General features: G+C 37.8%; 18 protein-coding genes and 1 tRNA gene. 9 read left to right on the plus strand and 10 right to left on the minus strand.

Features of this window, described 5'->3' with window-relative positions; genetic code table 11:
• Nucleotides 1–312 precede the first annotated feature (312 nt).
• The 4 genes from ABWO41_RS03400 to ABWO41_RS03415 all read left to right on the plus strand — a co-directional run bounded on the left by ABWO41_RS03400 (nt 313) and on the right by ABWO41_RS03415 (nt 3,260).
• Entirely contained in the window at nt 313–1,527 is a 1,215-nt protein-coding gene (locus tag ABWO41_RS03400; RefSeq protein WP_353133454.1) for an IscS subfamily cysteine desulfurase, read from the plus strand.
• A gap of 137 nt (nt 1,528–1,664) precedes the next feature.
• Entirely contained in the window at nt 1,665–2,078 is a 414-nt protein-coding gene (gene iscU, locus ABWO41_RS03405) for a Fe-S cluster assembly scaffold IscU (RefSeq protein WP_353133457.1), read from the plus strand.
• Nucleotides 2,079–2,173: 95 nt separating this feature from the next.
• The gene (locus ABWO41_RS03410) at nt 2,174–2,500 is read left to right on the plus strand and encodes a HesB/IscA family protein (RefSeq protein WP_353133460.1); all 327 of its coding nucleotides are present in this window, start codon (nt 2,174–2,176) and stop codon (nt 2,498–2,500) included.
• Between the two features lie 229 nt (nt 2,501–2,729).
• Nucleotides 2,730–3,260: a hypothetical protein gene (locus ABWO41_RS03415; RefSeq protein ID WP_353133463.1), complete on the plus strand. Its 531-nt coding sequence runs from the start codon at nt 2,730–2,732 to the stop codon at nt 3,258–3,260.
• Here ABWO41_RS03415 and tamL read toward each other — a convergent pair.
• Entirely contained in the window at nt 3,257–5,551 is a 2,295-nt protein-coding gene (gene tamL / locus ABWO41_RS03420; protein WP_353133466.1) for a translocation and assembly module lipoprotein TamL, read from the minus strand. The genes ABWO41_RS03415 and tamL overlap by 4 nt on opposite strands.
• Before the next feature lie 26 nt (nt 5,552–5,577).
• Here tamL and ABWO41_RS03425 point away from each other — a divergent pair, with 26 nt between their 5' ends.
• The 3 genes from ABWO41_RS03425 to ABWO41_RS03435 all read left to right on the plus strand — a co-directional run bounded on the left by ABWO41_RS03425 (nt 5,578) and on the right by ABWO41_RS03435 (nt 6,632).
• Nucleotides 5,578–6,324 (plus strand): TrmH family RNA methyltransferase, encoded by a 747-nt coding sequence (locus tag ABWO41_RS03425; protein WP_353133469.1) that lies wholly within the window; start codon nt 5,578–5,580, stop codon nt 6,322–6,324.
• A 48-nt stretch (nt 6,325–6,372) separates the two neighbouring features.
• A tRNA-Cys gene (locus tag ABWO41_RS03430) sits at nt 6,373–6,443 on the plus strand.
• A gap of 27 nt (nt 6,444–6,470) precedes the next feature.
• Nucleotides 6,471–6,632, plus strand: coding sequence for a hypothetical protein (locus ABWO41_RS03435; RefSeq protein ID WP_013632429.1), 162 nt, complete (start codon nt 6,471–6,473; stop codon nt 6,630–6,632).
• 142 nt (nt 6,633–6,774) lie between these two features.
• Here ABWO41_RS03435 and lgt read toward each other — a convergent pair whose 3' ends face one another.
• The 5 genes from lgt to ABWO41_RS03460 all read right to left on the minus strand — a co-directional run bounded on the left by lgt (nt 6,775) and on the right by ABWO41_RS03460 (nt 14,103).
• Entirely contained in the window at nt 6,775–7,584 is an 810-nt protein-coding gene (gene lgt, locus ABWO41_RS03440) for a prolipoprotein diacylglyceryl transferase (protein ID WP_353133473.1), read from the minus strand.
• 70 nt (nt 7,585–7,654) lie between these two features.
• Nucleotides 7,655–8,419 carry an LCIB family protein gene (locus ABWO41_RS03445; RefSeq protein WP_353133476.1) on the minus strand — a complete coding sequence of 255 codons (765 nt, stop codon included), beginning with the start codon at nt 8,417–8,419 and terminating at the stop codon, nt 7,655–7,657.
• Between the two features lie 243 nt (nt 8,420–8,662).
• Nucleotides 8,663–10,033 carry a dihydrolipoamide acetyltransferase family protein gene (locus tag ABWO41_RS03450; RefSeq protein WP_353133479.1) on the minus strand — a complete coding sequence of 457 codons (1,371 nt, stop codon included), beginning with the start codon at nt 10,031–10,033 and terminating at the stop codon, nt 8,663–8,665.
• Between the two features lie 40 nt (nt 10,034–10,073).
• Nucleotides 10,074–11,330, minus strand: coding sequence for a competence/damage-inducible protein A (locus ABWO41_RS03455; RefSeq protein WP_353133482.1), 1,257 nt, complete (start codon nt 11,328–11,330; stop codon nt 10,074–10,076).
• Nucleotides 11,331–11,406: 76 nt separating this feature from the next.
• Entirely contained in the window at nt 11,407–14,103 is a 2,697-nt protein-coding gene (locus ABWO41_RS03460) for a putative LPS assembly protein LptD (protein ID WP_353133485.1), read from the minus strand.
• Nucleotides 14,104–14,159: 56 nt separating this feature from the next.
• On the opposite strand from ABWO41_RS03460, the gene ABWO41_RS03465 reads away from it, so the two are divergent.
• Nucleotides 14,160–15,026: an N-acetylmuramoyl-L-alanine amidase family protein gene (locus tag ABWO41_RS03465; RefSeq protein ID WP_353133488.1), complete on the plus strand. Its 867-nt coding sequence runs from the start codon at nt 14,160–14,162 to the stop codon at nt 15,024–15,026.
• Between the two features lie 27 nt (nt 15,027–15,053).
• Nucleotides 15,054–15,998, plus strand: a complete 945-nt coding sequence (locus ABWO41_RS03470) for an MlaD family protein (RefSeq protein ID WP_353133491.1) — start codon at nt 15,054–15,056, stop codon at nt 15,996–15,998.
• A 69-nt stretch (nt 15,999–16,067) separates the two neighbouring features.
• On the opposite strand, the gene ABWO41_RS03475 is transcribed toward ABWO41_RS03470, so the two are convergent.
• From ABWO41_RS03475 to ABWO41_RS03490, 4 genes are all read right to left on the minus strand, one after another.
• Nucleotides 16,068–20,606 carry an efflux RND transporter permease subunit gene (locus ABWO41_RS03475; protein WP_353133494.1) on the minus strand — a complete coding sequence of 1,513 codons (4,539 nt, stop codon included), beginning with the start codon at nt 20,604–20,606 and terminating at the stop codon, nt 16,068–16,070.
• A gap of 21 nt (nt 20,607–20,627) precedes the next feature.
• Nucleotides 20,628–21,770 carry an efflux RND transporter periplasmic adaptor subunit gene (locus tag ABWO41_RS03480; RefSeq protein ID WP_353133497.1) on the minus strand — a complete coding sequence of 381 codons (1,143 nt, stop codon included), beginning with the start codon at nt 21,768–21,770 and terminating at the stop codon, nt 20,628–20,630.
• A gap of 139 nt (nt 21,771–21,909) precedes the next feature.
• Nucleotides 21,910–22,278 (minus strand): hypothetical protein, encoded by a 369-nt coding sequence (locus ABWO41_RS03485; protein WP_353133500.1) that lies wholly within the window; start codon nt 22,276–22,278, stop codon nt 21,910–21,912.
• A 135-nt stretch (nt 22,279–22,413) separates the two neighbouring features.
• Nucleotides 22,414–24,633 (minus strand): NADP-dependent isocitrate dehydrogenase, encoded by a 2,220-nt coding sequence (locus ABWO41_RS03490; RefSeq protein WP_353133503.1) that lies wholly within the window; start codon nt 24,631–24,633, stop codon nt 22,414–22,416.
• Nucleotides 24,634–25,087 lie beyond the last annotated feature (454 nt).

Below are 25,087 nucleotides of genomic sequence, written 5' to 3' on the forward strand. Positions count from 1 at the left end.
ACAAATCTTTAAAAACAACTAATCTGTAGTTTGATGGATGCAAATCTTTTTTCATTATATTCTTATTCCTTTCAATCTCTATTTTAGAGGCGCAAATATATTAAAATATTATCTTTCTTCACAAAAAAGTACAATGTTTTTAAAATTTATTTGTACAAGCTTAGAATCTAAAATAAAAAAGCGGTTTTAGAGATTCAAAAACTGCCCTAAAATTGCTTTATAATGACCATTTATCTATATGCCTATAGATATTATATATATTCTTTGAATACTATTTTTCTTATCTTTGTAGGGAGAAAAAGTTTAATGAAGATGTTAAAAACCCCGATATATTTAGACAACAACGCTACGACTCCAATGGATCCGAGAGTATTGGAGACTATGTTACCGTATTTTACAGATAAATTCGGTAATGCTGCCAGCAGAAACCACGCTTTTGGATGGGCGGCGGAAGAAGCTGTAGACTATGCAAGAGAGCAGGTAGCAAAATTAATTGGTGCTTCAGAAAAAGAAATCATTTTCACTTCTGGTGCTACAGAATCTGATAATCTGGCTTTAAAAGGTGTTTTTGAAATGTATAAAGATAAGGGTAACCATATCATTACTGTAAACACCGAACATAAAGCTGTTTTAGATGCTTGTAAGCATTTAGAAAAATTAGGTGCGAATATTACTTACCTTGAGGTTGAAAGCGACGGACTTCTTGATTTAAATAAATTAGAAGCAGCTATCACTCCACAGACAATTCTGGTTTCTGTAATGTATGGAAACAACGAGATTGGAGTGGTTCAACCCGTTAAAGAGATTTCTGCTATTGCACATAAACACGGAGCTCTTTTCTTTACGGATGCTACACAAGCAGTTGGAAAAATCCCTGTTGATGTAAATAAAGACGGAATTGATTTACTTGCACTTTCTGGTCATAAAATTTACGGACCTAAAGGTGTTGGTGCTTTATATGTTAGAAGAAAAGGACCAAGAGTTAAGGTTACTTCCCAAATGGATGGCGGTGGCCACGAAAGAGGAATGCGTTCTGGTACGTTAAACGTTCCTGGAATTGCTGGTTTGGGTAAAGCTTGTGAACTTTGTCGTTTAGAAATGGATTCTGAAGCAACCAGATTATCTGCACTACGCGATAAACTGGAAAATAGTCTGCTTGAATTAGAAGAATCTTACGTTAATGGAAACAGAGCGCACAGATTACCTCATACAACGAATATTTCCTTTAAATACGTTGAGGGCGAGGGCTTAATGATGGCAATGAAAGATATGGCTGTTTCTTCCGGATCTGCTTGTACTTCGGCTTCATTAGAACCTTCCTATGTTCTTAAGAATCTTGGACTTTCTGACGATTTGGCACACTCTTCTATTCGTTTCGGTTTAGGGAGGTTTACAACAGAAGAAGAAGTGGATTTCGCAATTGAAAACACTAAAAAAGCGGTTAACCATCTCAGAGAATTGTCACCTTTATGGGAAATGTTTAAAGAGGGCATAGATCTTGATTCTATTGAGTGGGCAGAACACTAATTGAAATATGATTTAGGATTTACGAGATGCGATTTAAAACTCTGAAATTCTAAAATCTTAAATAAAAAAGAGTATAAACATTATTTACGACATACAGATTAAAAATCTGAATTCGTAAATCTAAAATCTAAAATAAAATGGCTTATTCAGATAAAGTTATAGATCACTACAGTAACCCAAGGAATGTGGGTACTTTAGATAAAAGCAAAAAAAATGTAGGTACAGGTTTAGTTGGAGCACCTGAATGTGGTGACGTTATGCGTCTTCAAATTGAGGTTGATGAAAATAACGTTATCACAGACGCTAAATTTAAAACTTTCGGATGTGGTTCTGCTATTGCTTCCTCTTCTCTGGCTACAGAATGGTTAAAAGGTAAATCTATCGATGAAGCTGTTGCAATAGACAACATGGATATTGTAGAAGAATTAGCTTTACCTCCAGTGAAAATACACTGTTCTGTATTAGCTGAAGATGCCATTAAATCTGCTATTAACGACTATCGTGTTAAAAACGGTTTACCTGCATTAGAGATTGAAAAATCTCATCACTAATTAAAATACTAGAAATTAAACGTCTGGTCTAATTAGGCGATTAATGATTAGTGCACCGGGGGCATCCCTCCGAAAAACTTAATAAAATAAATAAAATGGTAACAGTCACAGATAAAGCAAAACAGAAAGTACAGGAGTTGATGAACGATGCAGGTCTTGACAATTCGTATTTCTTAAGAGTATCTGTAAAAGGAGGTGGTTGCTCTGGTTTGTCTTACAATATGGACTTTGATAACGAAGCTCAAACTGGCGACCAGAATTTTGAAGATAACGGATTAAAGATTGTCCTGGACATGAAATCTTTTCTCTATTTAGCCGGTACAGAGCTGGATTACTCTGACGGTTTAAATGGAAAAGGCTTTAATTTCATCAACCCTAACGCTAGCAGAACTTGCGGGTGTGGGGAAAGTTTCTCCGTATAATCGCACCTTATATTAAAAAAATTAAAGGGAAGCCTGATGAGGCTTCCCTTTTTTATTTCCCACAATCTGAAATATCAAATAATCAGTATACTGGCTCCTATTTGCTACCCTGTTCTGTAAACCGAATTCGCCTGTTAAAAAATATTCCGTAATTATTTATCACATTATAGATTAAAATTTCAGATTTTTATACCAACTTGTTTTTAAATACGTCCTAACAGAAATGAATATGCGATTAATTATTACACTTTGTATATTATTTTCCAGTCTTCAACTAAGTGCATTCAATGAGTTTAGCTTAAAGAATTTTGTAGTGGCAGAAAACCCTCAGAAAAGCAGTAACTTCATTATTATCGCAAAAGATTCTTTAGACAATGCTTCGGAAAAATTAAACGGCACCTATAATTTTGGTATAAATGGTTTTAAAGAAATTTTAAATTTTCATTCCGGAATAGCAGCAAGCAAAATGGAGATTGACAAGTCGTTATTCCTATATGTAAAGCATGAAAATGAAAACGGTACAATTTCTAAATTATATTATATCAGAAAAACAAATGATGGAATAAATCCAATTGGAATTAGCTGGTATGTACTACTTATCATTCCTGCTGCACTTATCTTAATCGGATATATGTTCAGGAAGATTATTGGTATTGTTATTTTCTTCCTGGTTGCTTATTTCTATTTCAACTATAGTAAAGGACTTTCCATATCCACCTTTTTGGAATCTATATTTGATGGACTTAAAAACCTCTTCTAGAAAGGCATACCTATACCAAACTGTATTTGTGTAGTAGAATATCTGTCCGGATTATTGGTATTGGCGTATCTGCTTTTAAACTCCCTTTTAGCCTGTCTGTCAAAATAATACTTTCCTATCCATTGATCGGATCCCGAGAATTGCGGATCTTTTAATTTAAAGCCTGCATCTAACCTAAACACAAAAAAAGACACATCGAAACGCAATCCAAATCCTGTCCCAATGGCCATTTGGTTCCATAATTTATCAAATTGAAACTGAGATCCCGGAAACTCAGGATTATCCTTCAGTCTCCAGATATTCCCAAAGTCTACAAAAGTTGCTCCTTTTACTTTTGAGCCAAAGAAATCATTTAATATCTTGAAACGATACTCTATATTTCCCTCAAATTTTATATCTCCTAACTGATCCAAATTTCTCAATCTTAGCCTTGCCGAATCTGATTCCAAAGAACTGCGGTTATAGTTTCCCGGTCCCAGAGTCCTGGCCTGCCAGGCTCTAATCCCACTGGACCCACCTGCAAAAAATTGTTTATCAAATGGAAGAGAAGGCATATTACCATAGTAATAACCAATCCCCGGATTTATCCTTGTTACCAGCTGGCGCTCGCCGCCCAAACTTTTATAAAATCTCAAATCGCCATCTAATCTAACAAACTGATAGTATGGCACCCCCAGCAAGGTATTTCCCAGATCGTTTCTGTCTTTAATAATCAGGTTTGAAATCAACGCAGCAGTATTTCCTCCCACCTCCAATGTTCCATTAAAAAAAGTAAAATTGCTTAGGGAAGGAAGTCTCGAGAGGTTATAGGTAAACGTATAAGCAGAACTGGCGACCAATTGCGACCTCAGTGTCGCAAGAAAAAAGCTATTCCCCTGCTCTATCAAATAATTTTCAAGATCTTTACTTATTCTACCCTGTACATACTGAATACTAATGGGGGTAATCGAATGTGTTTTATATTTGGTTTCTGCCCAATCGTAAGTTAATGTAGTCCCCAAAACCCTTCGAAGATAACTTTCACGCAGATTATATATCTGGTAGTTTACAGCAATTCTGGTTCTTGGAATTCCGTTTCTCGAATTGGAAGGAATTCTAAACGGGGTAATTAAGCGTGGAAAGTTTAGGCTGGCACCTATCTGATAATCGCTACTCAATAAACGATCGCTCAGATTTCCACCAAGATTTTTATCAAACTGGAATCCACCCCTAAATTTCACTTCAAACACCTCTGCACCGCCAAAAGTATTTTTATTCTGATAAGTCAACCCTGCATTAACACCTGTGATACTGGAATTAAAAGTATATTCTCCGTCTATCCTGTTTGATTTCTTTTTCAGCGGAATCATATCAATCAAACCTATTAAAGTATTTGACTGATCTTTTCTCTTCATAAAATCCACAGTTACACTTTTAAAGACATTCAGATCAAACAAACGCTGTGTAGTGAGTTCCACATCAGAAATATCGTAAGGGTATCCGTTTACAAGAAAAATGTAATTGGTAAGCTTTCGTGGCTTGAAAAATCTGGAATAATCAAAAAATTTATATTGACTATCTACCCGCAGTGTATCAGGTTTAAGTCCTGCTAAATTTGCACTTGTCGGCTGAATTCTTAAATAGGTATTATCCAAATGATATTTTTGGTGTGTACTGTCTCCAGGATTTAATATCTGAATTTCTATATCTGCCTGGCGGCTATTTAAATTCGTATCAATTTTAGCTCTCACATAAGGTCGTACGAAATCATAATATCCATTCTTTTTCATGGTCAGATAAATCTGATCTCTTTCATAAGCGATACTATCCTCGTCAAATCTATGTCCGTTTTTAATTCGCGTAAATTCCGTTCGTCTGGTTAAATAAAGATTTTTAATAACGGAGTCTTCAACATCAAAAGTTACATTTCTGAAATTGAATTGTTCATTTTGCTGTGCATTAAAAATAATTTTAGCCCTTTTTTTACGAACCTCTATCTCGCTATCTACTTTAGCGTTCAGAAAACCTTTGGTTTTCAAGAACTTTTGGAGCTGTAACCTGGAAACTTCTACTAAAGAGCTATCTAAAATGCGTGGGGCTTCGCCTAATGTTTTATTACCTTTTGGATTAAATGTATTGTAAATCCATAAATTAAGAGGCGAATTCGGACGTATATCTAAAGAAACATAAGAATATGCCTGGTCCGAAAAAGTATTTTCAATACCATTTATTTCTAACTTTGTAATTAAAGATTCATTCTCTTTTAATCTTCTTGTTGATCGGCATGAGCCTAAAACAAGTATTAAAAGCAAGAATATAACAAAAGAATAATTCGTGTATGCTTTCAAAATCTCAAATAAGTTTCATCAAGTCTCTTCAACAAAAAAAATTCCGTAAAGAACATAACTTATTTATTGTTGAAGGCTTAAAATCTATAACAGAATTTTTGGCCTCAAAGTATATTGTTCATACTATTTATTGCTTAAGCAAAGACATTTCAAATTTGCCGAAATTATCTCAAAAACAAAATATTTTTGAAATCAGCGAACAGGAACTGGAAAAAATAAGTTTACTTCAAACTCCTCAGGAAGCACTGGCTCTGGTAGAAATACCAAAATTTAATTTAAACACCCTCGAAACCAAAAGAGGAATAAATCTGGTGCTGGATGGAGTACAAGACCCCGGAAACCTGGGCACCATTATAAGAACTGCCGACTGGTTTGGTTTTGGAACCATAATATGTTCTAAAAATACCGTAGATGCTTATAACCCTAAAGTTGTACAGGCAACTATGGGCTCTTTATCCAGAGTAAATATCGTTTACACCGATTTACCTGAATTCCTTAGTAAACAGCAGTCGACAAAATTTGGCACTTTATTAGACGGGAATAATATTTACAACGAAGATTGGCCAGAGTCTGGTTTTTTAATTTTAGGAAGCGAGGGCAACGGAATCTCAGATGAAATCATCTCATTACTAGACCGTTCCATAACCATACCTAAAATAGGAAATACAGAATCCTTAAACGTTGGAATTGCAGCTGCTATTTGCTGTTCGGAGATTAGAAGAAAATCTCTAAAATAAGTTGACATGTATTATTTTTTTGCTATTTTTGCGTTCCTTTAAACAAAGGGTCGGGTGGCCGAGTGGCTAGGCAGAGGTCTGCAAAACCTTGTACAGCGGTTCGAATCCGCTCTCGACCTCTAAATATTTATATATAAATAAGTGTCATGGCAGTAACGCGTTTAAAAAGAAAAGACAGAAGAAATAAAACAACTTCTCGTTTAGAAGTTCAATTCCTTAAACAAGGAAGCAACGTTGAAAACGGAAGTCGCTCTAAAGAAGGCAAAAGCCAAGTTGTAAAAAACAACGAAGTTTTAGCTTCTTTATAAGAATAATATTTTTATTTCATTAAAACCTATTTATCGGCCGGTAAATAGGTTTTTTTATGTCCTTTTGATTATACACTGTTCAGTACATAAAAAAGGCCTGGAAATCCAGGCCTTTTTTATGTACTAGTTTCTGCTTAATTGATTATTGTTCGGGAGCCGCCTGCTTTCTAAAGAGCAGATATAATCCGGCCAAAATGAACGGAATGCTTAAAATTTGGCCCATATTAATAGCCATTCCAGCTTCGAACGCAGATTGATTTTCTTTCAGGAACTCTATCAGGAAACGAACTATAAAAATTCCGGTTATCACAAATCCAAAATTGAAACCTACAAACTTCTTACGCTCTTTATTAATACTATACAATATAAAGAATAACAAAAAGTAACAGATAGACTCGTATAACTGTGCCGGATGACGTGGTAACATATCTTCTTTCACAAAAATAAATGCCCAGCTTACATCTGTGGGCTTTCCTATAATTTCGGAATTCATTAAGTTGCCTAATCGGATAAACCCACCTGCCAACGGAACTACCATAGCTACAGTATCTATCAGATACCACAAATTCATTTTATAATTTCGGGAGAAAAGATATATACTCAGCAGAATGCCTATTCCGCCTCCATGGCTGGCCAATCCCTGAAAACCAGTAAAACGAAGCGGATTAAAGGTGAAAGGTAAAATAATCTCTAAAGGATGTTTAGAGTAGTAGGCAAAATCGTAAAACAGGCAATGCCCTAACCTGGCTCCTATTAGCGTCCCTAAAAAAACATAAATAGTAAGCTTATCCAATACCTCTATTCCTATATTACGTTTCTCAAATTGTTTCTTTACCACAATATAGCTGGAAACAAAAGCAAGCAGGAAACATAATGAATAATACTTGATGGAGATAAAGCCTAAATCTACAATACTGTCTGAAGGATTCCAGGTAATAAAATCTAAAAGCATTTATTATTTTATTTATTAAAAAAATCAGATTTCTAAATGTAAAACAATCATCTTAATTTATGATATATTTTTATAAGTTTTTAAAAGCTTCGGTCTGTAAAATAGAAACAAGATTTTTCTCTTCTAAATTTTTCAAATTCAGCACTTCAAAAGTTTTAACATCTACATAGTCAGAAAATTCCGGACTTGTATTAACAATTATACCGCCCAGCAAAAAGACCCGTTCGCAGTTAAATTCATTTTTTGATATCCTTACCAGATCATGAAGTCTGGAATGAATAATCTTAAAAGTTACCTCGGTAATTTCCTTTTCCGGAATAGCAGCCTCCAGAATTTGTTGTTTAAAAGGCATCACGCTTCTTTCCAGCAAAGTCTGTTGATAGTCTATTTCGCTATTAACAGGGATATATACTTCTTCGGTATCTTTCATTCTTTCCAGAGCCAGCATTAAGGCACCGCAACTATTGGTAAGGTGCCTTTGCCCCGGACGTCTCATTTTTCCTAAACTACCATCATCGGTTATACCTATGTGTGGTCCATAAAATATAAAAGCATCGCCTCCTTCAGGAATATGATGAGCAAAAGCCGTTATACCTGTCAAACCTGCAAAAGGCAGCCCTCCCATTCCTCCGAGAGTAAAAGGTCTGGACAATACTCTTCGGAAATCGGTTGACACATTAATGTCATCTGCACACAAGGATGTAGCAAATAACATCTTTGTTAAATCAGATTTATATTCGTCTTTAAGAAAACCTAAATAAGTTCTCGTTATTTCTTCTCCATTTTTAGCATTTGGGTAATGCCGGACCACGAGCTGCTCGATTTTATTTTTCATGAAATGAGATTCTATGAGTGCAGAATTTTAGCGAAGGTAAAAGCTGAAATGTTCTTAAGCAAGATTATTTTTATAAAAAGAGTGATATTACATGTCAATAATCCCGAACACATTGGGGAAAAGGCTCTCTCTACCTGCAGATAATAAGCTTTTCAGAAGTGCTAAAAAAACCCTCACTACAGACAGCTGAAGTGAGGGTTTAATAATCTTATTAAACTATTTAATTTACCGGTAATGGTATATCTAAATTTCTCTATCTGTATCCCACTGTTCCAGATAATCAGCAACCTTTCTTAGGAACATCCCTCCTAAAGAGCCATCTACTACCCTATGGTCGTAAGACATGGATAAGTACATCATATGTCTGATGGCAATAACATCACCATATTCTGTTTCAATAACTGCAGGCTTCTTTTTAATAACTCCTACGGCTAAAATAGCTACCTGAGGCTGATTGATAATTGGAGTTCCCATAATATTTCCAAACATGCCAATATTGCTCATGGTAAATGTACCGCCCTGAATTTCATCTGGAGCTAATTTATTGGCTTTAGAACGTTTCGCCAGATCATTTACAGACTTAGTAAGACCTACCAGATTAAGCTGATCTGCATTTTTTATTACAGGGACTATAAGATTACCGTTTGGCAAAGCAGCAGCCATTCCGATATTGATATCTCTCTTTTTAATAATTTTATTATCCTGAACAGAGATATTTATCATTGGGAAGTCCTTAATCGCTTTAGCTATAGCTTCTATAAAAACAGGCGTAAAAGTAATTTTTTCTCCTTCTCTTTTCTCAAAACCACTCTTTACTTTATCTCTCCATTTAACCAGATTGGTAACATCAGCTTCGACAAAGGAAGTTACATGAACAGAAGTCTCCTTACTCATTATCATATGGTCTGATATAAGTCTTCGCATCCTGTCCATCTCTATAATTTCGTCAGAACCTGCACTTTGCACAACAGTATGCGCCTTGTATACTTTGTCCTGAACGGGTGTTTCTATAATTTTCTCTGCATGGCCATCTTTGGGTTCTGAGCACAGCGGTGACCGGGTCTCTTCTACCGGGTGCTGGTGTTTGTTGCGTTTATTGATATAAGCTATCAAATCATTCTTCGTCACTCTTCCATCTGCACCTGTACCATTTATAGTGTCCAGCTCCAGGGCAGATATACCTTCTTCCTGTGCAATGCTCTTTACCAGTGGAGAATAAAACCTATTGGAATCGCTATAGTCGTTTTTAGTATCTGGTGTCCTGGTCTCTTCCTCCTGTGGCAGATAGGGTATCTGTACCTCTGCTGTTTCGGTTTCCCCTTCTAATTCAGGTTCATTCGGGTTACTATCTTCTTTATTGACCTTTTCTCCCTCTTCTATATCAATCATTGCAATTACATCACCAATCTGGACAACATCATTAGCATTGAAAAATGTTTCCATTAATACTCCTTTAACCGGAGACGGAACTTCAGAATCAACTTTATCTGTAGCAACTTCTAAAATCGTATCGTCTACATCTATGGCGTCTCCAGGTTTTTTAAGCCAATTGATAATTGTCGCTTCTGCGACACTCTCTCCCATTTTTGGCAATATTAATTTGTACTGAGCCATATATAAAATCGTCGTTTTATAACAAAAATAACAATATAGATTAATTATAATGCGACTTCCGCAATAATGTTAATAACATAAAGAGTGCTGCCATAGCGCTTCTTTCTATATTTTGAAGCCTTTTGTTACTGAATATAAACTGTTTAGCTACGGTTTCGGCCTTCCCTGCTACTGCTATCCAAACTGTACCTACAGGTTTTTCTTCAGAACCACCTCCAGGCCCCGCAATTCCCGTTACAGCAATAGCAAAGTCGGTTTGGAAATTGCGCTGCGCACCTTCTGCCATTTCTCTCGCAGTTTGCTCGCTAACAGCTCCGTACTGCTCCAATGTTTCCGCTTTTACCCCCAGCACAGACATTTTCAGTTTATTTGAATAAGTTACTGCTCCGCCATCAAACACTGTAGAAGAACCAGCATGCTGCGTAAATAAATGGGATAGATAGCCACCTGTACAACTTTCGGCGAGCGATAAAGTCAGTTTGTTCCGTTCCATTAAATCAAGAATAGCTTTTTCAAAAGCGACGTCTTCGTTAGAAACCCAATACTCAGGCACTCTTTCTTCTATTTGTCCGGCAAAATGTTCTACCTCGGCAATCAACGCCTCGTCTGCATTTCCGGCAGTGCTCAAACGCAGGCGAACCATACCAAGCTTAGGTAAATAGGCCAGCTTAATATAAGATGGCAGTGCGTTTTCAATGTCTGCAACCTTATCAGCCAAAAAAGATTCACCTATACCTGCAGTCAGAATGGTTCTATGATATATAGAAGGCAGCTGGTATCTTTTAGACAGCTCAGGGAGAACTTTAGATGTCATCAGTGACATCATCTCAAAAGGTACTCCCGGCATAGAAATAAAAACCTTTCTTCCTTTCTGGAAAAGCATGCAGGGTGCCGTTCCATTCTCGTTCAGTAAAACTTCGCAATTGTCCGGAACCTCTGCCTGCAAAGCATTCAGTTCTGTCAGGGGCAAATTTCTCTTCGTAAAAAATCCCGAAACAATATCCAGGGTAGGCTGATGTACAACCATCATCTTACTTCCAAAATATGTTGCCATTGTTTTTTTGGTAACATCGTCCTTCGTCGGACCAAGTCCTCCGGTTATCAGGATAATATCTGCCCTTTTTTCCGCTTCCGCCAAAGCTTCCAGAATATGTTCTTTTTGATCCGAAACAGAAGTTATCTGCTTAACAGAGATTCCAATTTTATTCAGTTCCGTAGCTATCCACGGCGAATTGGTATCTGTAATCTGTCCAATCAGAATTTCGTCTCCAATAGTTATAATTTCTGCTAGAGGCATATGTTTTAAGTTGAAAGTCAAAATTACGAAGTCAAAAATTGAAAGTCTAATATTACCAGCTCTGGTTTTCTCTCTCTTAGTAAAATGACTGGTATCCGCTACGTTTACTCAATTTTAAATCCTGCAAGATGCTGGACTTAACTCTTAAGTTTATTCCGTAGTATTTATACGTTCCGAAGGGGCTCCAGTTAATAGACAAATCCCAACAATGCAAATCTCTGTATATATTAAATGAGGTCGCACTAATTTTATTCATCTGGAAATCGTATCCGGTCGTAAACTGTACCTTCCATTTGGGGGTCAGACTAAAATCGCCATTGGCACTTAAAGTCTGCGAATATGTTTTATTAATGCCACTATTCGCATAGGTAAAATTATAGTAGAAACTAAAATTCCAGGGAACAGTAAAATCTACGAACGCATTAGCGTCTCTGCTTATCTGTTGTAACTGTGCCAGCTCACTTGCATTCAAACGATCGAGGGTTGCATTATTTCCACCAGGTGTAGGTGGGTTATTTGCTTTATTATTCTTACCCAGCGTAGTCGAATTGAGACTATAATCAAAAGAGAAGTTGAAACTGGCCAGTCGTGGTAAATTTCCATTTTGCCATGTATACCGGTCTATTCTTCGTCCTACCATTACACCGTTGCGCATAGAAGTCTGGTAGACATAAGGATCTAACGAACCTCCAAAATTGATCCCCAACTTCTCGGTAAAGAATGTTCTTCCGCTAAAACTTAATGTAGAAAGCTTAAAGCTATCGGCCACAAAATTATAACTTCCGTTAAGCGACAACCCCTGCAGAATAGGTATCTTCTTTATACCATTATTGGTGGTATCCTTAGTACTCCGTACTTTCATTTCGATATTGTTATCAATACCAAAATTAATTGCAGCAGATCTTCCACCGCCAGGTCCGCCATATAAACTACCTTCAAAAATGGAATATTTCATTCGGTCTCCGGCCTGGTTATAAACAAATTCATCGTAATAACCATATTTGTCCTGACTGAAGTCCGGGCGATAAGAGAAACCTACGTTCGGAGTTAATACGTGCCGTATAGCAACCAGCTTACCTTTCTTAAAGTTTACCATCCCGTAAATCTTTGTCGAAAGCCCACCTCCTATACTATATTCACCCGCTCTCCTAAAACCCTGAATAGTATCTATAGATGTAGAATCCTTAGTTCCTGTAGCGGTTGGTGCCAGAGCATATTTTTTTCTGATAGTTTGGAAATACCAGTTTTCTGTATAATTGATATTTTGGCTAAACTGAAAATATTTCAGAATTCTGGACGACATAGAAATTGGAATATTATGTCTGATACCACTTTGTACCTTGTTTAATGTCTCTCTTTTAAAGAGCATAGAATCACTAGTGTTTAACCTGTTATCTGCCGTTAAGTTGTATCCAACGGCAATTCTCTGATACCATTTCTGCTCGCCCACCCTATCTTTCTTATCGAATGGGTTTAACGTAGACATACTAAAATTTAAACTTGGTAAACCTAAGCTAACTGTCCTTCTGGTAAGGTCCTGGCTATGCGTAAGACTGGTACTTAAATTAAAAGGCGTATTTGCCCACGTTTTACTATAGGATATACTGGAATTTAAGTTGTTCTGGCTAATCTGGTTAAAATCCATTATACCGTTAGCATTATTACGGTAGTAAGTAGATGTACCCGCATTTACCGATGCACTAAAATTTGTACCCGGTCTGGCATTGGGATTTTGCGAATGAGACCATCTGATATTAAAATCTCTTTGCGGATGCTCATATTCGGGTGTTCCTTCTATACCATATTTTCTGGAAGCATAAGAGAAAAACAGATTACCTGTATATTTATATCTCTTCATGTATCTGGACGCTACGTTACCTTCATAAGAACCCTTTGAATAAATTCCGCCTTTAAGCGTCATGTCCCAGTAATCGTTCAAACCTATATAATAACCAAAGTCACGCAAGAAAAAACCTAAAGTTGCATCTTCTCCAAACTGTGGAAAAATAATCCCCGATGCTCTTCTGTTCGGCTTTGGAAAAAAGCCAAAAGGTAAAACAATAGGCAAAGGAACATCTTCAATAACGACATAAGCCGGACCAGTAACAATGTGTCTGTCGGTCGCAATTCCCTTGGTAATTACAATCCCGAAGTGTTGGTGAGGGTAAGGATTACTACAGGTAGAATAAACTACACCTTTCATGTGCAACTCATTGTCTTCCTGTTTTTTCACCTTACCTCCGGTAATATACCCACCCTCCTGTTCTGTATAAACCTGATAAATTTTACCCTTGGAAGTCTTAAAATTATAATAAACAGAATCTGCTGTTAACGCTCCCTGACTTGGATCTTTAAAAATAGCGGGTCCCGAAAATCTGCCTAAAGAATCTATTTTTCCCTTCGCAAAAATGGTATTATTTCTTTGGTCAAGCCTGATATAATCAGCATCTACAGTCTTATCTCCATAAACAACACGAGCCTTTCCATATAAATGGACTATGTTTTGCTTTGCATCGTACAAAGTAGAATCTTCTGCTGTTGCTACTATTTTATCTTCAAAGTCAGAAGACTTTTTTGCTGTAGTATCCGTTTTAATAAGTTGTGTAGAATCTATCTTTACTAAAGAGGAGTCTAAAACTACAGAATCGGAAGGCAAAACTGCTTTTCTGGAATTTAAAGTAGTATCAGAATTCTGAGCAAAAGCCGAGATTGATTGTACATAAATACATCCAATTGTTAAAATGCAGATAAAAATTATATTAGAAGCTCTCAAAGTTCAATATGAATATTATTTTTGTACACAAGGTCAACAAAAAACGTCCAAAATTAATGAAAATTACAACAAGGTTTATTAGCTGTTTTATTATTTCCTTAAGTTTAACATTTACCTTTACCAATTATGCTCAGGCAGACAATGTAGTAAGATCAGAAAAGAGCAAGGTAAAGCTTATCGTTTTAGATCCCGGACATGGTGGCGAAGACGGGGCAACCAAAGGTGCTTTTTCAAGAGAAAAGGATGTGGCACTGGAAGTTGCTTTAAAACTGGGCAAAGCTATTGAGGAAAAACTGCCCGACGTTAAAGTTATTTTTACCAGAAAAACAGATGTTTTCGTAAAATTATACGATAGAATCGGAATCGCGAACAGAGAAAAGGCAGATTTATTTATATCTATACACTGTAACTCGATGCCGCTTATTAAACAAAGATACGTAATACGGTACTCTAAAGGGAAGCCAATATATGGGTATAGAAGTGTTCCTAACCCTGGCCCTACCGGAACAGAAACACTCGTATCTGGTTTTGGAAGATTGGCGCAACAAGATGCAGCTATCCGCGAGAATGCCTCTATCCTTTTAGAGAAAAACTATAAAGAAAATTACGAAGGTTTTGATCCTAACGATCCGGAGAGCTATATAATCTTTTCGTTGATGAAAAACGCGTTTAGAGAGCAAAGTATTAAACTGGCATCATTAATGCAAGAGGAATACGTTAAATCCGGAAGGGTAAACAGAGGAGTTAAAGAACAAAGTCTGGCCGTTTTGGCTAAAGCAGGAATGCCGGCGGTATTAACAGAAATTGGCTTTATCAGCAATCCGGAAGAAGAAAAGTATATGAATTCTGAGGCTGGGCAAGCAGAGATAATAAAAAACATTTTGAACGCTATAATTGCTTATAAAAAACAAATAGAGTCTTAATGATTGATAAACTTAAACTGAAATAATTTGAAAATTTCTAACGAAACCAAAGTTGGTATTTTAGCATCTTTTGCTATTGCCGTTTTCATAATAGGTTATAATTTCCTTAAGGGGAATGATGTCTTTACCAGAGAAAAAGACTTTTACGCTATTTATGATAAAGTAGACGGACTTTCCGTTTCTAAACCGGTATTGGTAAACGGGTATCAAATAGGTCGGGTAGCAGCATTAACCCTGCAATCAAATGGAAAAATTTTAGCCACTTTTAAAATAGATCCCAAATACGATATACCTAAAAATACTATAGCCAGATTAGAAAGTACCGATTTACTGGGCAGTAAGGCTGTTGTCTTTGATTTGGGAAACAGCACTTCATATGCCGCTGACGGCGATACATTGAATGCCAATATTCAGGCAAATATCCTGGACCAGATGGAGCCCGTACAAAAGAAAGCTCAGGTATTAATCTCCAGATTAGATTCTATATTAATTTCTGTAAACAGCATCTTAAACCCCAATTTCCAGAAGAATGTAGAATCCAGCTTTAACAGTATAGCCGGAACTTTACAAACTTTAGAGTCTACTTCTAAAACACTGGATGGCATGGTTGGCGTACAATCCAAAAGAATAGACAACATATTGTCAAATGCAGAATCTATATCGGCCAATCTAAAAAACAATAATGAACAGATTACCGGGATTTTAACCAACTTCAATCAGCTTTCTGACGAAATGGCCAAGGCCAACTTCAAACAAACTATGGAAAATGCAAATAAAGCTGTTAGCGAGCTGCAAACTGCCATTAATAAAGTAAATCAGGGCAATGGCTCTTTAGCTTTGCTTTTGAACGACGATAAGCTCTACAACAATTTAAACAACGCATCTAACAATCTGGATAAATTGATGATAGATTTAAGGGCAAACCCTAAAAGATATGTCAGCTTTTCGGTTTTTGGCGGAAAGAAAGATTAATAAATAAAAAAGAGCCTGCCTAAAAATCTTAAACAGGCTCTTTAACACACATTTACTACTTACCACTCACTACTTCCATCCTCCTCCCAAAGCTTTATATAATGAAATCTGGTTCAGAAGCAATTCTTTACGAACCATTATCTGATTTATTTCGGCATCTATTACGCTCTTTTGTGCATTTAAAACATCCAGATAAGTTATTCTGCCCGCTATAAATAAATCCTGTGCAGCAGAAACAGACGCCCGCAAGGCAACCGTTTCTTCCTTAACATAATCTTTTCGCTTTCGGATGTATTCATCAGCAAAAATACCATCCTTAACTTCTCTGAATGCCTGCAAAACTGTTTTCTCGTAGGCCTCAAATGCTAAACCATAGGAGGCCTTAAAATATTCGTAATCAGACCTGATTGCTCTCTGATTAAAAATCGGTGCAGTTAATCCTCCCAGTATACCCCACGTCAGTGATTTTGCGTTAAAGAATTTTTCTGCATCAAAAGCATGTAAACCAATATAGGGAGACAAAGCAATAGTAGGTAAAAAAGCCAACTTAGCTGCTTTAACATCATGTATAGAAGCCCGTAAACCCAATGCCGCTTGCCTTACGTCTGGCCGATTAGCTAAAAGCTGAGTCGGTAATCCCACTTTAATATTATCGAATAGATGTTCCTGCACCATATTTTCACTTCTTATTATGCGCCCCTCGTATCGGCCACTAAGAAAGTTAATATGGTTTTGTAAAAACTGTATCTGCTGCAAAACCTCTTCTTTCTTAGCTTTCGAATTAAACAGAATGGCTTTAAATTGCTGCACTCCAAGCTCATCGGCCTTACCAACTTCCTTTTTTACTTCTATAACTTCCAGCGATTTCTGCTGTAAGGCTATATTCTGATCGTAAACTTTTAATTCTTCGTCCAGACTTTGCAATTCCAGATAGGTTGATGCAATTTGACTTATCAATTCGGTTTGTATCAGTTTTTGTGCTTCATAGCTTGCCAAAAAATCGTTTAAAGCAGCAGATTTTTGATTTTTAAGCTTTCCCCATATATCTATTTCCCAGGAAGTTTGTAAACCTAAAAAGTAATTTGGAAGTGGATCCGGCAGCTTTTCGTCTTCTTTTAAATTGGTAGAAAAATTGGTATCGTAATTACCAATACCGTCCATGGTATAAAAACCATATTTACTAACTCCCGCTTCCGCAACCAGATTTAAGTTAGGTAACCAGGCGTTTTTCCTTAATCGCAACTTCGCTTTGGCTTGTTCTATCCGGTGCAATGCTTGTTTCAAATCCTGATTGTATACCAAAGCGGTATCTATCAGTGTAATCAAAGCTTTATCTTTAAACAAATCTCTCCAGGCTGTTTGCGCTACATTTGTACTATCTGTTAATTGTGTCTGATAGCTTTGAGGAATAGCCTGGTGCTGATGTTCCTTAACATCATTTTTAAGAGAACATGCTCCAAATAACAACAAAACCAACGGAGCTGCCACGGCCAGCTTTGCCTTTTTCTTTTTCGTATTCTTAGAAAATAAAACATATAAACCTGGAATTACCAATACACCGATAACCGTTCCTATTAACATACCGCCTACCGATGCTACACCGATAGAACGGTTACCTAACGCCCCTGCCCCCGATGCAAACATTAAAGGAATTAAACCCGCAACAAACGCGAAAGAAGTCATTAAAATTGGCCTTAAACGAGCTACAGCTCCTTCTATGGCAGCCTGCAAATACCCCATGCCCTGTTTTTGTTTTAAAATGGCATATTCCACAATTAAAATGGCATTTTTTCCCAAAAGTCCAATCAACATAACCAGCGCCACCTGGGCATAGATATTATTTTCCAGACCAAAAATTTTCAAAAAGAAAAATGCACCAAATACACCTGCAGGTAAAGACAGCAATACAGGTAAAGGCAAAAGAAAGCTTTCGTATTGCGCTGCCAGAATAAGATAAACGAAAAGCAGGCAGAGCGCAAAAATATACAGGGCCTGATTACCGGAAATAATCTGTTCCCTGGTCATCCCGGTCCACTCAATATCGTAGCCCTGCGGAAGCTTTTCTGCAACCCTTTCTACGGCTTCTATAACCTCTCCGCTGCTAAATCCCTCTGCAGCATCGCCGTTAAGCATGGCCGAAGAAAACATATTATACCGGGTAATTTGCTCGGGGCCATATACCCGCTTCATCGTTATAAAAGACGAAAAAGTAAGCATTTCTCCCTGCTCGTTTTTAATATATAACTTTAACACATCCTCCGGCTTTTCTCGATATCCAGGCCCGGCCTGAACCATTACCTTATACATCTGCCCATACCGTATAAAATTGGTAGCATAATAACTTCCCATTAAAGTTTGCAAGGTGGCCATAGCATTCTCTACCGAAACACCTTTTTTAGCTGCCATATCATAATCAACATGCAATTCATATTGCGGGAAACTCACATCAAAAGAGGTAAATACATTACCTACTTCAGGAGTGGCTTTTAAGTCGTCCATAAATTTCTTCAGAACGTCTGAGGTGGCATTTAAATCGTCATTACCGGTTTTATCCAACAACCTTAATTCAAAACCAGATGAGTTACCAAAACCCGGAACTGTGGGCGGTGGAAAGAACTCTATATCGGCATCCATAATATGCGCCGTTTTCTTCTTAAGTTCTGCTATAACATCATTAACAGACTCCTTTCTGTCGTCCCAGGCCACCAGATTTATCATGCCCATTCCGTAAGAAGCACCAGATACCTCGTTCACCAAACTGTAGCCTCCCAAAGTAGAGACTGTTTCCACAGCCTTCATTTCTCTGCTAATCTTATCAATCTCCGTTAAAACTGCTTCTGTCCTGTCTACGGTTGCCCCCGGCGGAGTAGTAACATTGACATAAATCATTCCCTGATCTTCCGTAGGAATAAATCCGGAAGGCAACAGAGCACTCATCCCCCATGTCGCTGCAAAGAATCCTATCAACAGACCAAAAGTTAACGTTCTGCGACCAGCAGTTCGGCTCAAAATTCCCTCATAACCCTTCGCTGTTTTATCATATGCTTTATTAAAATTCCCAAAGAACCTGGCCAGCCAGCCTTTGGCTTCCGGTTTATCATGGGGAGAACGTAAAATAATGGCACACAAAGCAGGCGTTAAAGTAAGCGCATTAATACCAGATATTACAATTGCCGAGGCCAGGGTTAATGAAAACTGCCTGTAGAAAATTCCCACTGGACCAGACAGGAAAGCTACAGGAACAAATACCGCAGACATCACTAAAGTAATAGCTACTACCGCTCCACCAACTTCATTCATTGCCGCTATCGTCGCCTGCATTGGTGGCAAGTGCTCTTCTTCCATTTTGGCATACACCGCCTCGACGACGACAATGGCATTATCTACCACAATACCTATAGCCAGTACCAGCGCAAATAATGTTAATAGATTGATGGAGAATCCCAGCATTTGCATAAAGAACAAGGCCCCTATTAAACACACGGGCACCGCCAGTGCTGGTATCAATGTCGATCTAAAATCCTGAAGGAAGATAAATACTACAATAAAAACCAGAATAAAAGCTTCAATTAAAGTTTTGACAACACTGGCAATAGAAGCATCCAAAAAGCGCGAAACGTCATACCCCATAGTATACTTCATGCCGGGTGGGAAAGACGACTCCTGCAATTCTGCCATCCTGTCTTTCACTTTCTGAATTACATCCTGTGCATTTGACCCGGGCAATTGTTTCAACATGATAGATGCCGATGGCCGTCCGTCCGTCTTAGATACCATCTCATAATCCAGAGAGCCAAACTCTATATCGGCAACATCCTTTATCCTGATGATAGATCCATCTGCATTGGCTCTTATAGGAATATTCTCATATTCTTCTTCTTTGGTAAACTTTCCCGGATAACGCAACACATACTGCTGCATATTGATAGATTTGTCGGAGCCAATACCGGTCTGTCCGGGAGCCGCTTCGACATTTTGCTTCCTCAGTGCCGCTACCACATCTTCGCTGGATAGTTGATATGCTGCCAGACGGTCGGGGCGCAACCATACCCGCATGGCGTAATCCCTCAATCCCATAATCTGGGCAAAACCCACTCCTTCTATACGTTTAAGTTCTTTGAGGATATTGATGTCGGTAAAGTTGTAAATAAAACGCTCATCAGCTGTTTGGTCATCACTAAAAATATTCAGGTACATCAGCATGCTGTTTACCTCTTTCTCTGTGGTGACACCAGCTTTAATTACCTCTTCTGGTAATTCATCTAAAACAGTGGTTACCCTGTTCTGTACGTTAACCGCAGCAATATCCGGATCTGTACCTACTTTAAAGAAAACCTGAATCAGAGTGGTTCCATTATTGGTAGAAACCGAATTCATATAAGTCATTCCCGCCACACCATTTATAGCTCTTTCTAAAGGAATAGCTACGGCATTCGTACTTACCTCGGCATTGGCTCCGGTATAATTAGCTGTAACTACGACAGAAGGCGGGACGATATCCGGAAACTGCGTAACCGGCAAAGTAAATAAGGCCAAACAGCCCAATAAAGTTATAAAAAGGGATATTACGAGCGATAAAATCGGTCGTTTAATAAATTTCTCAAACATGTTTACAAACTCTCCTTCAAATTAGATTTTTGATTTACCGGTTGCTTCCTGCATTTCTAAATAATTTGGCTGCACATGCATGCCATCTTTCAGGCTTTGGGTGCCCTCGAAAACTACTTTGTCGTTATCGTTAAGTCCGTCTTCAATTAAATAGAAATGTCCCACACGCTGGCCGGCTTTAAAGGGAGTCATTTTAACTTTGTTGTTCTGATCCAGCGTGTATACATAGGTTCGATCCTGAATTTCAAAAACAGATTTTTGGTGAACCGCCAATGTTTTTCCCGTTTCTACAGGAACATTAATCTTACCGGAAGAACCATGTTTCAGCAATCCACCGGGGTTTTTAAATCTTGCCCTTAATGATATTGATCCCGTATTGCTGGCAAATTCAGACTCGGCAAACTCGGCTACCCCTTCAAAAGGATAACTATCACCATCAGCCAGGGTCAGTGTTACCTTCTTTTTAAACGTATTTTTATCGAACAAAGAATCCGTAGCTATTTTTAAATACTCCTTTTCCGAAATATCAAAATAAACATTAACCGACGACAGATCAGAAACGGAAGTCAACAAGGCCCCCTCTTCCAGTAAAGAACCTTCTTTCAAAGGTATTCTATCTATCGTTCCATCAAAAGGAGCTCTTATCAATGTTTGAGACAGACGTGTTTTTGCCAGCTGGTATAAAGATCTGGCTTCCTCTATTTTAGATTGCGCAGCTTTAAATCTAGCCTTAGCCAGCTCCAGTTCTGTGGTAGATACAATTTTCTTGTTAACCAACAGTTCGGTTCGCTGCTTTTCCAGCTCTACAGTCTTGGCATCTGCAACAGCATTGTTTAAAGCTGCTTCTGCTCTCGCCAAATCGGCACTGTACTCTGCATCATTTATTTTAAATAAAATCTGTCCCTTTCTCACGCTAGCTCCTTCATCTACGTAAATCCTTTCCAGAAATCCGGTTAAGCGCGATCTCAGCTCTACATTTTTTACTGCCTGGATATCGGCTATATAACTGTTATAAATAGTGGTATCCAATGGGATAATTTTGGTAACTGGAATCAGTTTGGTTTCCTGATCGGGACTTTTCTCTGTGCTATTAACCGTACATGAAGCAATGGCAAAAATGCCAAAAGAAGTAATAAGTAAAGACGAAATAGTATTAGCTTTCATTTCAAAAAAATGTTATACCTCCGACTCATTAAGCCAGAAGCAATATGGATAGTTATTGAATTTATAAACTCAAGGAAAAACCTGCATAAGCAGAAAGCTTACACAAAATGCATGAAAATTAGCAAAGGGAATTATTAACCTAGAATGGCTTATATCTGAATAAAAAAGAATAATATCCGGGCAGGCAAATGCTTTTATTCCGGTAAAAAGGATGGTATTCTTTCTTAATTATAAAAAACAGCAGACCAAAGGAAAACGCTGCTACGAGAAACAATATGGGAAGCACATATACTCCCGACTGAAAAATCCGGTATTCATCAAACAGCACTTCTGCATCGGGCACCTGCTTTTCCAATGGTATATCTAACACATCGTTCAGTACAAATTCTATTAAAGAATCTCCATCAAACAAGGCCGGTCCATTCTGCAAGGTATTGCAGCTAGCCTCGTAGGATATGATGTTCATATATCCAAAAAGTGCCAGAAAATGAAACAGTCTGATAAACATGATCGCAAATATATCATATTAGCAGATGGCAGACATTTAAAAACGTATATATGACACTTTTTTGATTTTACCTCAAAAAAACGGGAGCTATCCCTAAAGAACAGCTCCCGTTTTATATGCTTAATTTATTGTGTACTACAATGCTGCTAAAGCTGCATTTAAAGTAGCGCTTGGTCTCATGGCTTGACCTGCCAAATCATCGTTCGGGAAGTAATACCCGCCGATATCCTGAGGCTTTCCTTGTGCACCAATTAATTCTTCATTGATTTTTGTCTCATTCTCTGCAAGAGCTTTCGCTAACGAAGCAAATTTAGCAGCCAATTCAGCATCTGCTTGCTGTGCCGCCATAGCCTCTGCCCAGTATAAGGCCAGATAGAAATGAGAACCGCGGTTATCTATCTGTCCTACTCTACGAGCCGGAGATTTATCATTAGCTAAAAATTTAGCATTTGCCTCGTCCAAAGCATCTGCTAAAACCTGTGCTTTAGGATTATTTTGAGTTTGTGCCAAATGCTCTAAAGAAGCCTGTAAAGCTAAAAACTCTCCCAAAGAATCCCAACGTAAATATCCTTCCTGAATAAATTGCTCTACGTGTTTAGGAGCAGAACCGCCAGCACCAGTTTCAAATAAACCACCGCCATTCATTAAAGGTACTATAGACAACATTTTTGCAGATGTTCCAAGCTCTAAAATTGGGAACAAGTCTGTTAAATAATCACGCAATACGTTACCTGTTACAGAGATGGTATCTTCTCCTTTTCTGATTCTTTCTAAAGAGAACTTACAAGCTTCTGTTGGCGCTAAAATGCGGATATCCAATCCTGTTGTATCAAAGCTAGGTAAGTATTTATTTACTTTCTTAATGATTTCTCTGTCATGCGCTCTGTTTTCATCTAACCAGAAAACCGCTGGTGTATTAGATAAACGAGCCCTGTTAACTGCCAACTTAACCCAATCCTGGATTGGCGCATCTTTAGTCTGACACATTCTGAAGATATCTCCAGCTTCTACCGGCTGTTCCATAAATACTTTTCCGTTAGCATCTACCACGCGGATAACACCTTTGGCACTTGCCTGGAAAGTTTTATCATGAGAACCGTATTCTTCTGCTTTCTGAGCCATTAAACCCACATTAGGTACAGAACCCATTGTTTTCGGATCGAAAGCACCATGTGCTTTACAATCTTCAATTACAGCTACATAAATACCGGCATAACAACGATCCGGGATGATAGCGATGGTGTCTTGTTGTTTACCTTCTTTATTCCACATCTGGCCAGAAGTTCTGATCATTGCCGGCATAGAAGCATCAACAATCACATCAGACGGAACGTGTAAGTTAGTAATCCCTTTATCAGAATTTACCATAGCCAAATCCGGCCCGGCAGCAATAGCGGCATCAATTGCAGCTTTTACCTCTGCTTCCTGTGGCTGTCCTGCTATTTTAGCATAAACTTCGCCTAAGCCGTTATTAATATTAACGCCTAAATCTTTAAACAAAGATCCATATTTCGCAAATACATCTGCAAAGTAAACTTCTACAATAGCACCAAAAATAATCGGGTCAGAAACCTTCATCATGGTTGCTTTTAAGTGTGCAGACAATAATACACCTGCAGCTTTAGCCTCTTCTTTAGCTTTAGCGACAAATGCTTTTAAAGCAGAAAGACTCATTACCGACGAGTCGATAACTTCACCTGCTTTTAACGGAGCAAGACCTTTTAATTCGGTCACAGCGCCATCTTCGGCAATAAATTCAATTCTAAACTGGGAAGCCTCTTCTACCGTAACCGATTTTTCCGATCCGTAAAAATCACCTTCATTCATGTGCGCTACTTCAGTTTTAGAATCTGCAGACCATGCCCCCATTGAATGCGGGTTGGCTTTTGCATAATTCTTAACCGCTTTAGGTGCTCTTCTGTCCGAGTTACCCTCACGTAAAACCGGGTTAACCGCAGAACCTAAAACTTTTGCATATTTTGCTTTAATTGCTTTTTCTTCTTCTGTTTGTGCATCATCCGGATAGTTTGGAACAGCATATCCGTCTGCCTGCAACTCTGCAATAGCTCCTTTTAACTGAGGAATAGAAGCAGAAATATTTGGTAATTTAATGATATTCGCCTCAGGCGTATTTGCCAAAACACCCAATTCTGTTAAAGCATCACCAATCCTTTGGTCTTCTTTTAAAAATTCTGGAAAATTCGCTAAAATTCTACCTGCTAATGAAATGTCTCTTGTTTCTACATCAACACCTGCCGAAGCCGTAAAAGCCTGAACGATTGGCAAAAACGAATAAGTTGCCAGCATTGGCGCCTCGTCAGTTTTGGTGTAGATAATTTTGGATTTGTTTGACATAATTATTCTATAGATTATTATTACAGTTAAGCTGTTTTAACGAAATATAGGCACTCGTTAAAAACGCGATAAATATAGTAAAAATAGCCGTGTATTGTTCTGTTATTTAAACTTTTTCGTGTAAATACACTCGTTGTAAAACCGAGAATTTTGAGTTCAAATTTTCAGATCGCTCTCTTGATAAAACCATTCTCCGGAGATGGTGTTATTTATTCTAACATTGTGAAACCATATTATCTATGAATAAGTTTTTTAGAGTTTTAATAGCAGGCTGGGGAGCAAAGAAACTGGGCGGAGGTTGCCTGGTCACCATCATTATTTTTATCATCCTTTATTATCTGCTGGGGTATTTGTAAACGCGATATTGGTGATTGATAGGATGCTTTTGCCTCTTCTTTATATAATGTGATGCTTCCCGCTATTTTACGTCATTCTGATTCCGTTTTGAACGGGA

It is taken from the genome of Pseudopedobacter sp., from assembly GCF_040392825.1.
GTDB lineage: Bacteria > Bacteroidota > Bacteroidia > Sphingobacteriales > Sphingobacteriaceae > Pseudopedobacter.